The following is a 14269-nucleotide window of genomic DNA, read 5'->3' on the forward strand; positions in this document are numbered from 1 at the left end:
CAAAATGGCGGCAGTTGGGGTAGAAAATCTATTGTCAAGTCGAGGACCGATGTCGAAACGTTTCATGGGAGGAAACTAGAATTTTTTCCAGATTTGCATAGTACTCTGTTTCTTCAGCAGTGCCCCTATAGCCTTTTATGCCGCTGAAATTAATGTCTCGTTGACTCCACCACTCCGTTTGACCAAATGTTAAAGCCCGCGCCATGAGTTCTTCAAGCTTTCCGGGTTGATTGGGATCGTAACACCATCCTGTATGGTTTTCTGAAACAACCTCTGGCAAGCCCCCAGTTTTGGCGGCAATAACTGGTATGCCGTACACAGCACTTTCAATTGCAACACGCGATTGCGGCTCATGCCAGCGCGATGGCACAACAATTACATCGGCAGAGCCATAAACTATATCCGGGTTAACGTAGCCCAAGAACTCTATAGGAGCGTCGCCTACTAGGGAGCGGAGATACGTTTCATACTTTTGTGCGCCGCGCCCGGCGATCACCAGTCTAGCCTCTTTTTTCTTATAAATCGCCCGAAATGCATTGATTAGATCTTCGACACCCTTTTCCTTTACCAGCCCCCCCAAATATCCGAAAGTAAAGCGTTGCGATTCGGACCCGCACCGCTTTTCAAGGGATTTAAAAAATTTTTTTTGACTGGTATTGGTGTTGTGAAGCACGTGCCATTTTGCGTTCTGAAGCAAGCCGTGTTTGAGATAGCGTTGGCGAACAAAATCGCTTATCGCAATTGCGGTCAAATTTCGTCCATCGCCAACACTTCGGCGCGCGCGATAAGTGAGCAACGAACAGCTCTGGCATGGCCGTGTGCAATTTGCCCCGTCGCGAAACATGCTCGTCCTAGGGCACAGCATCGCATAATCGCGCAGATGCAAGCATACAGGTAGGTCAAGATCTTGGGCAATCGCCAGCAAATCTGGCAGAAAGTAAATCGCATTTTGGACATACAAAATGTCAAACTCTTCTCGCTTCAAGAAGTTGGCCAACTGCTCTTTGTCAACACAACCGGTAGCCGCGCGCATATGCCAGGCACCGCGACCAAGAGCAGATACGGATGGCTTACGCGCTGTTGGCAAATAGAAATTACTCCAAGCTATGCGCACCAAGCGTAACCCATCATTTGTCCGTGACTCACCCGGAGTTGCCGAAGGATCTTTCTGGGAGCCCAGGGCCAACAGGCATACCTCGTGAGAAGTTCCGAGCGCCATAGCACCCATGCGAGCAGATATTTCTGCGCCGCCTTCGTATTGTGGTGCGAATGTTTGCGATGCGATGCAAATTTTCAAAAGAGATCCTTTACAAGTCCGACAAATCCGAACCTAAAGATATTTACTTGGATATATCGCAGGTTCGACAAATGAAACGCTACAGCTTTAAGACCAGATCACACAACTTTTCTGCACTAGCAGACCATGAAAATCGATTGGCACGAAGTCGCCCAACATAACTAAGCTTATCAAGCCTTTCAGGTGAGTAAATATGGCGTTTGATCGTTCTTGTGATGGATGTGGGGTCTTTTGGATCAAAGTAGGCCGCAGCGTCCGCGCACACCTCTCGGACTGGCTCAATATCCGACGCCAGAACTGGACACCCTACCGTCATAGCCTCCAATGGGGGGATCCCAAAGCCTTCATAAAGGCTTGGGAAAAGAAGTGCTCTGGCGTTTTGTAACAGGGCCACGATCTCAGCATCAGACAAGCGGCCTGTGAATACGACCTGCGCTGGGTCAGCGATCCGTCTGACGGGAGTTAGGGCCTGAAAAACATCGCCTCTTGAGGAGCCAACGATGACAAGAGTTAGGGCTTTATCACCCAACATTTGTATAGCTTCAATCGCGTTAGAGAGGTTTTTGTTCGGAGACGGCGAACCTATGAACAGCAGATAGGAACCGGTGTGCAATCCATGCTTAGATAGTATATGTATCTCAGGCTCTTCTCGGTTGAGATGGTCACAGCCATTGTAAAGGACTGGCACATCATTCAGGCCCAAAACCGATGACAATTCGCGCGCCGAAAAATGAGAAACAGTTGCAATTTGGCTGCGTTTTTTGAGGAAATACTGAAGCGTTCTATGAGTGCTGCGATACATTTTGGAATAATTCTCCGGTGTCCGAAAAACCATTGCATCGTGGATTACAGTTAGGCTTTTCGGATGAAGTATCGGACCACTATTGCACAGGTTGACAAGTTTTCCGCTGCGCGATGCCCAGAGCAACTCTGTTTGCTCCCAAAAATGACCGGCAAGCTGTCCAACGGTTTCCGACCGGATAGTTGACAACGGCAACTCAGGAGTGGCAGAGCGGGGCACCAATAACACCCACTCATCGGGATCAGGAACAGTCCGCAGATATTCGTCCAAAGCGCTTATTATTTGGCGAGCAAATCGCTGTACGCCGCTGGTGTTTTGGCTCAGAAAACGTCCGTTAATGAAATTCAGCATGAAACCAGATGTTTCTTCACAAAATAACTGAGGTTGTTTTGGATGACGAGAGCGAAGGGCGCAACAGTCTATATTGAATTTGTCAAAATATTCATCCCCAGTAGAATTTTGACATATGTATAGGTACTCTTAAAAATTAACACAATCATATCAATGTTATCTTAATATCATTCTAACTAAACCAGCATGATGTCCATATGTGAGCGTAACAACCATGCGTGACTGTGGTTTTCAGTCTAGCCAAAACTTAAAACACGGCCCTATAACTAACTTTCAGCATGTGGATTATGCGCATGTGTTCAGCACAATTGCTTTTATTGCATTCATAGTTCGCGACGGTTTTTCGGGCCCAATCAGATTTTATCTCTCCAAATCGGGATTAGGCGTATTAGCATTTACACCTGATGGCTTGGCAATCCTGGCTTTTTTCATCTTTATTTGGCTCCAAATTCTTAGAAGAAACTTTCTAGGCCTTTTTGTAGTTGTTTCGTTCTTGTTTTCTGTGGGCGTGAGCGTCGTTTTCATGAACGATAACCTTCAAAGCTTTTTTTCATCGACAAAGATGTTTATGCCGATTTTTGTCGGCTTTTGCTTTCTCCAGAATTCCTTCACTGAAAATTCGCGTGTACGCCTCGTGTTGACCTCGCTATTCATACTGTCGTGCACCGGGCTTATACTGGCACCACATGTCGCCTATCCTTGGCTGACAGAAACGGTAACTGCCTTCGGCATAGAAAAGGACCTGTCGCGCACTTGGTGGACAGGTGGAGAGATCCGGCCCAGCGGGTTTTCTAATGACAGCACAGCCGCCGCATTCGTGACTGTTTTCCTTTTCGCTCTAATATCTCCATATTTAAGCATCGTGAGCAATATTATGTTTGCGTCTCTTGCGTGGTACGCCGTCACCATATCCACTAGCAAAACTGCCCTCGGCGTACTTGGCATATATTTGGCCCTATATATCCTCTTTTCATTGTTCCGGGATAAAAAACGCCGAATTGATTTGCAGAAGCTCATGGCACGTCTGTCTTTTTTGACCCTTTTGGTGCCTGCAATGCTCATTTTTCTTTTTGCTGGCGTCGAACCGATGGATGTACCCACCCAATTTGCGAGCATGCTCGATAGGATTAACAATACTTGGCTACAACCTTTCATTTATTTGAAAGATAACTTTCCGGCCGGTCTGTTTATCGGCTGTGGTGTGGGATGTTTTGCTTACCCGATGGATTACACGGCGCTTGAGGAGTTTCGCGGTGCCTTGGACAATTTTTATCTAACGACGTTCGTTATGCTTGGCTATCCAGCGATCTTGATTATCATCATGCTGTTTGCCTCTATTCGCGTTTGTAACGACCCTATACGCCTGACGTTGATTGTGTTGTTCAACGTATATGCGATCACTATCCAAAGTTACGGTTTGTCCACGTGCCTAGTTTTCTTTGGCTATATGTTCAGTACAATGTTTACCATGCCCGTAGTTCAGGCGCGCAAAGATGCTGAAAAGGCGTCGGGTCGAGGCGGGTATTCGTCTTTGATGCGCTGATTGACCACATTTGAGGGCCCGTTTTAGTTACACCCGAGATGTCGACGGATTTTACGCCATTAACCATGTTTGATGGAGTGTGAAGCAAACGCGAATGTAAATTTCTGAACAATTTTGAGCTATGTCAGTATAGCCGCTGGTTCCAAAAACTGCCGAGCTGTACATCGAAGTCACCTGGGTCGAACACCTCGTAGCCGGCAGCCGGATATAGGGTAATTTCTCCAACATGGATCCACTCATCATTTGTATAGAGATCAACACGTGCGAAGTCGATCTCCTCGACGAGACTTTCCGCTAATTGGCACATCTCCTCATACCGCGCTGGCCTAGGTACATCATAAGGATAAGCTCTTGATTGCTCATCTTCACTACTTACTGATAGGCGATTCCAATCAGGCGAATAATAGCAATGATAGGCCAGCCCATCCAAACGCATGTCAATTTCGACCAACTTCACCTTCCCATCGAACACATAGAAACGGTAGTCCCAGGGGATTTCTTGGTCGATCAAGAGCATTTTTTCGATAATTATTTGACCTTCGATTTGGCTATATGCCCATTCTCGACCTACATCAAAATGATTTAGTCCAATCCACGATTCAGACGGATCATTGTCGAGAAGGTGCTCAATATCTTCTTCACCAAAAATAAAACGCCCCTTGGCGCTTGCATGTGTTGGTTTGACGACAGCGGGAAGTGGAATGCGCTCCCAGTGAACTTCCTGAAGATTTTTTCCCAGCCAATATGTCGGAATTATGTAACTTGGTCCTTGTTTTTCCATTATGTAATCTTTGACCGCCGCCTTATCCGACAAAATCGGATACAACGGATTCCGGTCATACAACTTACGCACCTGTACCTTTTCTGAAAAGCGGTTTGGCTTTTCGAAATCTGGCCAACGTCCAAAAGTTGAATAATACTGCAAAGAAACGCAAGCTTTGTCAGACATTCCTCGAGCCAGGTGCCACAAGGTACGTTGCAAATAACCAAACAGGGTTCGACGTTTATGATGCGGAATGACAAAAGAGGTTTTAGAACCCATAGGTACCGACCGAAGATCGCCAAAATCAAATTGAATGTGTTTTAACCCTTACAACAGAGCATAGAAGCAACCGTACAGCAAGGGAGTAATGAACTGAAACAACTGGTTTCGGCAACTGCGTTTAGTTTATTCGCCACGACAGTTTCTTTGATTGCAAGTCTTCTTGTTACCACCTTTACTGCTCGCACTTTGGGTCCTGACGGAGCAGGGATGATTGCCTTAATCATGTGGTTAGCGCTTTCACTAGCAACCGTTGGTGATCGTGGTATGCCGCAGGTTGTGCTGAAATTTTCTGGCGCGTTGATGACGGATCAGTCAAAAAAACTTGTTGCGGCTGCGTTACGGCGAAGCCTGTTAGGAATCGCCATAGTGATTGTAGTTGCAGGCGTGCTTGCAATCACTTTCAAGAACTTAGTCGAGTTTTCAGTCGAAATCTGGTCACTCGCTGCGCTCCTACTCATCTCAAATCACTTAACATCAATAATGTTGGCAGCCGCACGTGCCCGGGAGCACTTCAAAAAAGCCTCGATGGTTACAGTAACCGGGTCACTGTTATGCCTACCTATAGTCATGATGGGCTGCCTTATGTTTGGTGCTGTAGGTGCCTTGGTCGGCATGGTCGCTCGTAACCTTCCAGCGATCCTCGCCCTTTTCTCTTACGTAGACTGGTCTGCAAGATTTTCTAAACTGACGCGGCGAGAAAAAAGCTATGCCCATCAGCTTTGGATCTCAGACAGTATAGAAGCCCTCGCATTGTCTCGGGTCGAGTTGGTGATCTTGGGTATTTTCTGGACATTTTCTGAAACTGGGTATTTCGCAATTGCCAGCATGTTTATGGGATTGGTCTGCCAACTAGCGTTTCAGGCTTCCCCGGTTTTAGTTGTCGGTTTCTCTGGTATGGGAAGTCAGAAACGATCTGTTTTATATAGAGCGGCGTTCAGCTACATGGCTTTGTTTGCCTTGCCGATCTCATTCGGCGGTGCCGCAATATCACCCGTTCTCATGCCCTTAGTTTTTGGAGATAACTTTGAACCGGCTGTTGGATCGAGTATTATTTTAATGCTCGGAGCGGGGCCGGCAGCTTTGTCGGTCATTCCATGGGCATATCTGGCAGGCTGTGGTCACGGTAGGGCACTGCTATGGTTGTCGATTGTGACTATGTTCTCAAGCCTTTTAATCCTGTTGTTAGCAGTTCCTTCAGGGGGGGTACTAGCTGCAGCGGGAGTCAGGGCTGCACTGGAAGTGTTGGTTTTTCTCGCTTCTGCAGCAATTGTTGTCAAGGTCGGCGGTCCATCGATTCCATGGACCACTTTCGCGAAGACTTTAGCTGCACCGATACCTACTATTTTGTACGCGTGGGTCATCACGGAAAACTTCCCGAGTAACGGGGGGCTCGTGCTGGCTATCTTTGGCGGCGCTGTGATTTATTTGTTGGTCGTAAGGATGCTCAACATCGTTTCTTCTCGAGAAAGACGACACATTCGGACAATTATCATCCGCCGAGCACCAATGAATCTGCGACAGTCTTTAAGCCAGGTTCTCGGTGTATTCTTGGGCCCCTCATGATTATCATGAACTCTATTCTGCACATTAATTACCAATGATCGTACCAATTTGACGAGGAGGGGCTGATTTGGCTCGACCCAGCAGATTGACTGAATCCCGTTACTCCCATCAAGACGCCATCACCTAATAAGTTTTTCAATCCAATTACGTTTACGTGAGATAGAGTACACACCACCACTTATCGGATCAAGTTTTTCCATCAATTTCTTATATATTATTTGATTTTTACTATCCTCACAAATATTTCACACGTGTTTTTGTTCATTTTCAGAAAATCAGAAATTAAAAGAATGACTATCTACTTGTGTCACCACTGTTGGTCGCTTGATACTCTATTTTCCTTAGCAATCGACTTTCAGCGGATTAATGGAAGGGAATCAACCAGCTCCATACCATACGTTAATATGAAGATTTCACGGCTTTCTCTGTTAATTCAAATCTTTCCATACCCTTATTAAAGTCTGCGGGTTTCCAAATCACCGTAAAATGTTAGCTCGAATATTTTCCCGAAATAATATTATGTGCCCTCTACCCAAGCCTAGTGGAGTTATAGGTAACATGTAAAATAAACGCGTTTGACTCACAAGTAAAAGACAGAATTCAAATTGAACGATATAGAGCTGATGGGTTGGAAAATTTGATTTAGCGCTGCCTACTCCGCCACAACTTCCTGTCGCTGGGAGCCGAGGCCCTCAATGCCGAGCTCCACGACATCCCCGGCTTTCAGATAGCGCGGCGGCTTCATGCCCATGCCGACACCTGGAGGGGTCCCGGTAGAGATGATGTCGCCCGGATGCAGCGTCATGAACCGGCTGAGATAGGAAACCAGGTAAGCGACGGAATAGACCATCGTCCGGGTCGAGCCGTCCTGAACTTTTTCGCCATTCACTGTCAGCCACATGTCCAGGTCTTGCGGGTCAGCGACCTCGTCCCGCGTGATCAGCCACGGGCCAACCGGGCCAAAATTGTCGCAGGACTTGCCTTTGGTCCACTGGCCTGCCCGCTCAATCTGATAGCTGCGCTCCGATATGTCGTTGGCCACCGCATACCCGGCAACATAATCCATAGCATCTGCGTCATTGACGTATTTCGCGGTCTTTCCGATCACGACAGCCAGTTCAGCTTCCCAGTCCGTCTTTTCGCTGCCGCGCGGCAATAGTGTCGGATCATTCGGACCACAAATCGCACTTGTTGCCTTCATGAAAATAATCGGTTCGGGCGGCACATCCATGCCGGCTTCCTCCGCATGGTCTGCATAATTCAGACCGATGCAGATGAACTTGCCTGTTCCGGCAACACAGGGACCGAGACGCGTTCCGGGTGTGATTTCCGGAAGCTTCTCTACGTCAATGCCGCGGAGGGCCGACAGACCGGCATCTGACAAAACCGCACCCGCGATATCTGGTACAATGCCCGTCAGATCGCGGATTTTGCCGTCCTTGTCCAAAAGTCCCGGTTTTTCGGCACCTGGTGCCCCATGCCGCAACAACTTCATTGCTGAATCTCCCGTCCCGCAACAGCCTGTTTGGTATTGCCCAAGTGATTGCATGTTCACGCCGGCCCGGAAAGTGCCATAGTGCCGAAAAGGGTCTTCATTCGATATACAAAAAAGGCTCCAGGTTTCCCTGAAGCCTTCGTAGACTTTCGCATTCCGGACCGCTCAGGCGCCTGGAACTTTCATTGCAGAAAAATCGATCATGATGTTGTCCTGATAGGCTTTCCGCTCGCACAGCCGGTCATAATAGGCCCGAAGCTTCGGCAGATCCGCGCGATCGAAATCCAGCTCATAATACCGGTACAGAAGACCGCCCACCTGGTAATCGACGAGATTGAGTGCATCACCACCAAAATACGGGCCTTTGATATTAGCCTCGAAAATGCTCATCGACTGCTTCAGGGCAGCTTCTGCCTGAGCAACAGCAGCCCCGTTGCGATCTTCTGCAGTCACCCGGACCTTCTGGATGAAAATCGTTGGGATCAACGGCACATAGATGTGCTGACGGGACATGTCCGCCCATTTTTCGATCTGTGCGGCCGCCATCGGGTCGCTTGGATGCCCGCCAAAGCGGCGCATCAGATAGCGAAGGATGGTCACGGCTTCCGAGATTGCCTGACCATCTTCTTCCAGAACCGGAACAAGACCGAGCGGATTCATCCCCAGGAACTCTGGAGTATCCGTGCCACCGAACGGTCCCCCGACATCAAGGCGTTCGTAGTCGACACCCAGCTCGTCCAGACACCAGATCACGGGCTGCACGTTGGCCGATGTCTTGCGGCCATGAATCTTGATCATTTTCAACTGTCTCCCAAACTGGATGTCGCTTTTTGTTGCGGCTGGATAATGCCCGGTCATGCGCGTTGAGCCAATGGCTTCAAAATTCGAATTGCAGCACAATTCGTCCTGCATGGCCGCCGCCGGAACCCACGTTGTCCCAGCGGCTACCGCAACTATCGTTTCGGGATGATGTTGTGCTCCGGACCAAACGGGAAGCCGGTGATGTTCTCCGCACCATCTTCCGTCACGATCAGGATGTCATGCTCACGATATCCACCCGCACCCGTTTCGCCTTCCGGAATCATGATCATTGGCTCCATGGAGACAACCATTCCGGGTTCCAGGACGGTATCGACGTCTTCCCGCAATTCAACCGAAGCCTCACGGCCATAGTAGTGGCTCAACACCCCAAATGAGTGGCCATATCCAAAACTGCGATACTTCAGAAGGTCGTGGCTGCGGTAGATGTCATTCAGCTCCGCCGCGATGTCACGGCAGCGCGCACCCGGCTTGATGAGCTTCAGGCCTTCACGGTGGACGTGACAGTTCACTTCCCAAAACTTCAAATGGTCATCGGAAGCATGCTCGCAGAACAGCGTGCGCTCCAACGCCGTGTAGTAGCCAAAAATCATCGGGAAGCAGTTCAGGCTCAAGATGTCGCCGGCCTCCACCACCTTGTTGGTCACGGGGTTATGTGCGCCGTCCGTGTTGATACCGGACTGGAACCATGTCCACGTATCCATCAGCTCGACAAACGGGAAGGATTTTGCGATTTCGCGGATCATGGCATTGGTGGATGCGATCGCGACCTCGTGCTCGGTAACGCCCGCTTGAACGGCATCAACGAGCGCCGCTCCGCCGACGTCGCAGATGCGGGCCCCCTCCCGGATCAAGACATGCTCTTCCGCGCTCTTGATCGTCCGTTGGGTCATCGCGTCCGCTGCAATGTCCACCAGCTCGATCCCGGGCAAGGCCGCTTCCAGCTGCTTCATCAGGTCCAGAGACACGTGATCGAACTCGATGCCAACACGCTTCACAGAGGCATTGGGCAAGCCAAGCAACGACTGGATGGCGTAGAAATAATTGTCCCGGCGCCAGTCTGTGTAAATCACGGTGTCACCATGGGTCCGGCGCCATGGCTGGCCACCGTCGATCCCGGCTGCAATCGTGGTTGCCTTGTCCTGAGTAACCAGGAACCCGTATTTCCGGCCGAAGTAGCAATACAGGAAGCCCGAGTAGTAACAGATGTTGTGATACGAGGTGAACAGACAGGCGTCGATCCCCCGGTCTGCCATCAAGGTCCTGAGCTGAGCCTGCCTGCGGTCCATCTCCTGCGGTGAGAAAGGCGAAAATGCCTTTTCGCCATTGTTCATTTCGTAAATCCGGATCATGTCGTCGCTCATAGCGTCCTCCTGTGCGTCACCACCAAAAAGAGCCCTTGAAAAAAGAAAACGGGCCGGCTTCTGAAAAGAAGCCGGCCCGCCAGGCCCAAACCCAAATTGTCTTGCTGCCGGGACGGTTTTCCGTCCACCCGGTGACTGGCGTTCCGCCACCGGTCTTTTAGAAACAGCTCGGTTATTTCCTACTGCGCAAGCGTGCGCATGTCATGTTCAAAACCGTCACGTTCTGCGCAAATCCGGACAGATGGCGCAAGGTCTCTTATCCCGGCGTTAGGCCTCTCAAGCGTTCCGACCGGCGCCGCAACAGTTCCAGAACTGTCAGTAGCGCAATTGAAATCGCCACCATGAGGGAAGCGACCGCCAAAATCGTTGGTGAGATCTGTTCGCGCAAACCGGTGAACATTTGCCAGGGCAAAGTCTGCTGGCTGGCAGATCCGAGAAACAAGACCACCACCACTTCATCAAAGGACGTGATGAACGCAAACAAGGCTCCAGACACGACACCTGGAATGATGAGCGGCATCTGAACCTTGAAGAAGGTCGTAACCGGATCTGCTCCCATGCTCGCAGCTGCGCGGACGAGGCTTTTATCGAACCCGACCAGCGTTGCCGTCACCGTGATGATCACAAACGGGGTGCCAAGAGCCGCGTGTGCCAGAACGACCCCCCAATAGGTGCCTTGCAGACCAATCCGGGAATAGAAGAAGTACATGCCTGCAGCCGAGATGATCAACGGCACGATCATCGGCGAGATAAGGACCGCCATAATTGCCGACTTGTACGGTACATGACTTTGAGACAGACCGATCGCTGCAAGCGTCCCCAGGAACGTTGCAAGGATTGTTGCGGCCGGAGCAATCATCACCGAGTTGCGCAGGGCCTGCTGCCAGTCCGGGTTGGTGAAGAAGTCGTGGTAGTGCTTCAACGAATACCCGGCCGGATCAAGAGCCAGCATCTCTGGTGTGAACGTGAAAAAGTCCTGTGCGTTGAAGCTTAACGGCACGATCACCATGATCGGAAAGATCAGGAAGAAGAAAATCAATCCGCAGATGACCCGGAAGCTGTAATGCCAAGTCCTTTGAAGCGGGGAGGCGTATGGAGGTAAAGCGCTCATATTCGTCACCCCAGCTTCACGTTGTCGATGCCTACGATACGATCATAGACCATAAAGAGGAGCAGCACCGCGACGAGCAGCAAAGTGCCGAGTGCTGCGGCAAGACCCCAGTTTAACGAACTGGAAATGTGGAACGCAATCCGGTTGGAGATGAAGATACCGGATGTGCCGCCGACCAATTCTGGCGTGATGTAGTAACCGATCGACAGAATGAACACGAGAATCGCGCCAGCTCCGATGCCTGGGATCGATTGCGGGAAATAGACCCGCCAGAAAGCAGTCCAGTCATTCGCACCAAGGCTCTTGGCCGCGCGCACATAGGATGGCGAAATCGTCTTCATCACCGAATAAAGCGGCAGGATCATAAAGGGCAGCAGGATATGCGTCATGGCGATGATTGTGCCCGTCTGGTTGTTGATCATCACCAATCTGTTTGCGTCTCCTATTATCCCTATCCAGACAAGGAAATCGTTGATCACCCCTTGCTGCTGTAGAAGCACTTTCCAGGCGGACGTCCGAACGAGAAGCGATGTCCAGAACGGCAACAAGACCAGAATTAGAAGCAGGTTGGAGTACCTGAGTGGCAAGGCTGCCAGCAAGAACGCGATCGGATACCCCAATAGCAGGCACGACACCGTAATCATGATCGAAAGCAGCAACGTGCGATAGAACAGATAGAGGTAAATCCGTTCATCTTCCGGCTTCAACTCAACACCGGTTGGTGTCAACTGCGCATCAGCCGCAGACAGGAAATAGCCGGATGTAAATTTGGGGGCAAATGTCTTGATGACGGCCCAATTTTCAGCACTGCCCCAGTCATCATCTGCGTCGATAAACAACTCTTTGATGCTGACTGTTTCAAAGTTTGGCGCGGCAGCTGCGGCTTGGCCAACGAGTGTCGCCGTTTCTCCGGAAAACGCAGATGCGGCGTCCGGGTTTGCGATCAGGTCCTGATACAGCGCCTTATAGACAGGGACCCAGGGATCTTCCTCCATCGGGCTGTCGCTGTCTTCCGTCTGGATGAAGCGGGCGAATGCGCCGTACAGATCGGCCGTTACCGGCAAGGCATTGCGGGCAGCATCCGACACCACAAAAGCCGGTTCCGGGCCAGATGGATTTGCTGCCCAGGTTTCTTGCGCCGAAATCCACTCAGGCGTTCCAAACATGGTCGCCCAAGTCACTGGCTCTTTCCAGGCTGCATTCAGGTCGATCAGCTGATCGGCGTAAACTTCTCCGAAATCGTCGACCCGCCGTCCAGTCCGCCTGAACATGGACGAAAGACCCGTCTGTTCATAGTTGAGGCGGGTTCCAAGCTGCGTATGACGCTTGTTTTCTACGGCAATAATCAGATCGTACAGGAGCGCATTGTAGACGTCTTCGCCGGGTGCTTGTCCCGATGCCTCATCCCACTCCTCCAGCGCGACCACTGTCCGCGGCAGTGTCTCGGAAACGATCTCGTTTTCGACAGACCGGAACAACATATCGATGATCGGCGCGACGAAGGTGATCAGGACAAAGATCAAGAGGGGCGCGATCAATAGAAATGACCGCAGCTTTTCCCGCCGAAGCGCGCGCGCAAGCGCGGCTTTTAACGGTTTTCCGTCTTGCGTCGTCAACACCTGGTCAGAGGTGGTATCGCTCATGCAAACTGACTTCCGTGAAAAGAAAAGAAGAACGGACGGGGCGTACCCCGTCCGCAGGCCTCAAAAGGCCAATTATTGTGCGAGCCAGGCCTGGAACTTTGCGTCCAGGTCATCGCGGTAATCCGCCCACCACTCATAGTTATAGAGGAAGGTGTTTTTGGCGTTTTCCGGATCGGTCGGCATGTGCGGAGCCATGTCGATACCCAGCGATGCGTGCTGACCAACCAGCGGTGCGGACGACTTACGTGCCGGGCCGTAGGAGATGTATTTTGCCTGGTCGGCGAGACGCTGCGTATCGGTCGCGAACTTGACGAAGTCCTTGACACGCGCCAGGCGCTCTTCAGACAGACCGGTCGGGATGATCCAACCGTCAAGGTCGAACACCTGAGCGTCCCAGAGCATTTTCACCGGCTGCTTCTGCTCTTCGATCAGAGCAAAGAGACGGCCGTTGTAGGTAGAACCGATGACGACTTCGCTGTCAGCCAGAAGCTGCGGGGTTTCCGCACCAGCAGACCACCAGACAACGTTGTCCTTGATGGAATCAAGCTTGGCGAATGCACGGTCCTGACCTTCTTCTGTCTCCAGAACGTCATAGACGTCTTCCTTGGCAACACCGTCACACAGGAGTGCCCACTCCATGTTGTTGATCGGGCGCTTTTCGAGCGACCGCTTGCCCGGGAAAGCTTCGAGATCGAACACATCACAGATGTCATCCGGCTCCTTGCCACCCCAGTCGGCTACGTCAGAGCGATAGCCAAAGGTCGTTGAGTAAACGATCTGCGGGATGAAGCACTCGGAGACGAGAAGGTCGCCGAAGTCATCAGATGCAGAGGTGCCGTCCGGTGCCGCCGCAAGGTCGGTGTCCGGATCGATTTCCATTGCAAGGCCTTCGTCGCACAGACGGATGGCGTCAGATGCAACAACGTCTACGAGGTCCCAGGTGATGTTCCCGGCTTCGTTCATCGCGCGCAGCTTGGCAACAGCTTCTGCAGACGACTCGTCCCAAATGACATTCACTTCCGGATGCATTGCTACATAAGGATCAGCATAAGCAGCCTTTTGGGATGCTTGATAAGCACCGCCCCAGGATACCAGCGTCATGTCTTCCGCAGTTGCTGCGCCACCGGCCATAGCCAGGGCAGTTCCTGCAAGAACCAAAGTCTTGAGCTTCATGTTTGGTAGCTCCCTCTTTTAGGATTGAACGGTTTTCTTCCGTCGATCTCGCTAGCGGCCGGA

The 14269-nt window shown here is 50.9% G+C and carries 11 protein-coding genes; 2 read left to right on the forward strand and 9 right to left on the reverse strand.

Annotation, left to right across the window (positions count from 1 at the left end; genetic code table 11):
• Positions 1 to 34: 34 nt before the first annotated feature.
• On the reverse strand, positions 35 to 1297 hold the full coding sequence (locus tag ACQY4Z_RS11130) for a glycosyltransferase (protein ID WP_428529220.1): 1263 nt from the start codon (positions 1295 to 1297) through the stop codon (positions 35 to 37).
• Positions 1298 to 1376: 79 nt separating this feature from the next.
• Positions 1377 to 2450 (reverse strand): glycosyltransferase family 4 protein, encoded by a 1074-nt coding sequence (locus tag ACQY4Z_RS11135; protein ID WP_428529222.1) that lies wholly within the window; start codon positions 2448 to 2450, stop codon positions 1377 to 1379.
• 199 nt (positions 2451 to 2649) lie between these two features.
• On the opposite strand from ACQY4Z_RS11135, the gene ACQY4Z_RS11140 reads away from it, so the two are divergent.
• The gene (locus ACQY4Z_RS11140; protein ID WP_428529224.1) at positions 2650 to 3993 is read left to right on the forward strand and encodes a hypothetical protein; all 1344 of its coding nucleotides are present in this window, start codon (positions 2650 to 2652) and stop codon (positions 3991 to 3993) included.
• Positions 3994 to 4117: 124 nt separating this feature from the next.
• Here the strand turns inward: ACQY4Z_RS11140 and ACQY4Z_RS11145 are convergent, their stop codons facing one another.
• Complete coding sequence (locus ACQY4Z_RS11145; protein WP_428529226.1) at positions 4118 to 4942, reverse strand: ATP-grasp fold amidoligase family protein; 825 nt, start codon at positions 4940 to 4942, stop codon at positions 4118 to 4120.
• A 303-nt stretch (positions 4943 to 5245) separates the two neighbouring features.
• Here ACQY4Z_RS11145 and ACQY4Z_RS11150 point away from each other — a divergent pair, with 303 nt between their 5' ends.
• Positions 5246 to 6601: an oligosaccharide flippase family protein gene (locus ACQY4Z_RS11150; protein WP_428529228.1), complete on the forward strand. Its 1356-nt coding sequence runs from the start codon at positions 5246 to 5248 to the stop codon at positions 6599 to 6601.
• Positions 6602 to 7253: 652 nt separating this feature from the next.
• Here ACQY4Z_RS11150 and ACQY4Z_RS11155 read toward each other — a convergent pair.
• From ACQY4Z_RS11155 to ACQY4Z_RS11180, 6 genes are all read right to left on the reverse strand, one after another.
• Positions 7254 to 8096, reverse strand: coding sequence for a fumarylacetoacetate hydrolase family protein (locus ACQY4Z_RS11155; RefSeq protein WP_428529230.1), 843 nt, complete (start codon positions 8094 to 8096; stop codon positions 7254 to 7256).
• 165 nt (positions 8097 to 8261) lie between these two features.
• The gene (locus ACQY4Z_RS11160; protein WP_428529232.1) at positions 8262 to 8894 is read right to left on the reverse strand and encodes a glutathione S-transferase family protein; all 633 of its coding nucleotides are present in this window, start codon (positions 8892 to 8894) and stop codon (positions 8262 to 8264) included.
• A gap of 155 nt (positions 8895 to 9049) precedes the next feature.
• On the reverse strand, positions 9050 to 10279 hold the full coding sequence (locus ACQY4Z_RS11165) for a M24 family metallopeptidase (protein WP_428529234.1): 1230 nt from the start codon (positions 10277 to 10279) through the stop codon (positions 9050 to 9052).
• Positions 10280 to 10535: 256 nt separating this feature from the next.
• Positions 10536 to 11390 (reverse strand): ABC transporter permease, encoded by an 855-nt coding sequence (locus ACQY4Z_RS11170; RefSeq protein WP_209172030.1) that lies wholly within the window; start codon positions 11388 to 11390, stop codon positions 10536 to 10538.
• A 5-nt stretch (positions 11391 to 11395) separates the two neighbouring features.
• The gene (locus ACQY4Z_RS11175; RefSeq protein WP_428529237.1) at positions 11396 to 13033 is read right to left on the reverse strand and encodes an ABC transporter permease; all 1638 of its coding nucleotides are present in this window, start codon (positions 13031 to 13033) and stop codon (positions 11396 to 11398) included.
• A 72-nt stretch (positions 13034 to 13105) separates the two neighbouring features.
• The gene (locus tag ACQY4Z_RS11180) at positions 13106 to 14206 is read right to left on the reverse strand and encodes an extracellular solute-binding protein (protein WP_306147964.1); all 1101 of its coding nucleotides are present in this window, start codon (positions 14204 to 14206) and stop codon (positions 13106 to 13108) included.
• Positions 14207 to 14269: the final 63 nt, after the last annotated feature.

Origin of the sequence: Roseibium sp. (assembly GCF_965276855.1) — a bacterium.
Lineage (GTDB): Bacteria > Pseudomonadota > Alphaproteobacteria > Rhizobiales > Stappiaceae > Roseibium.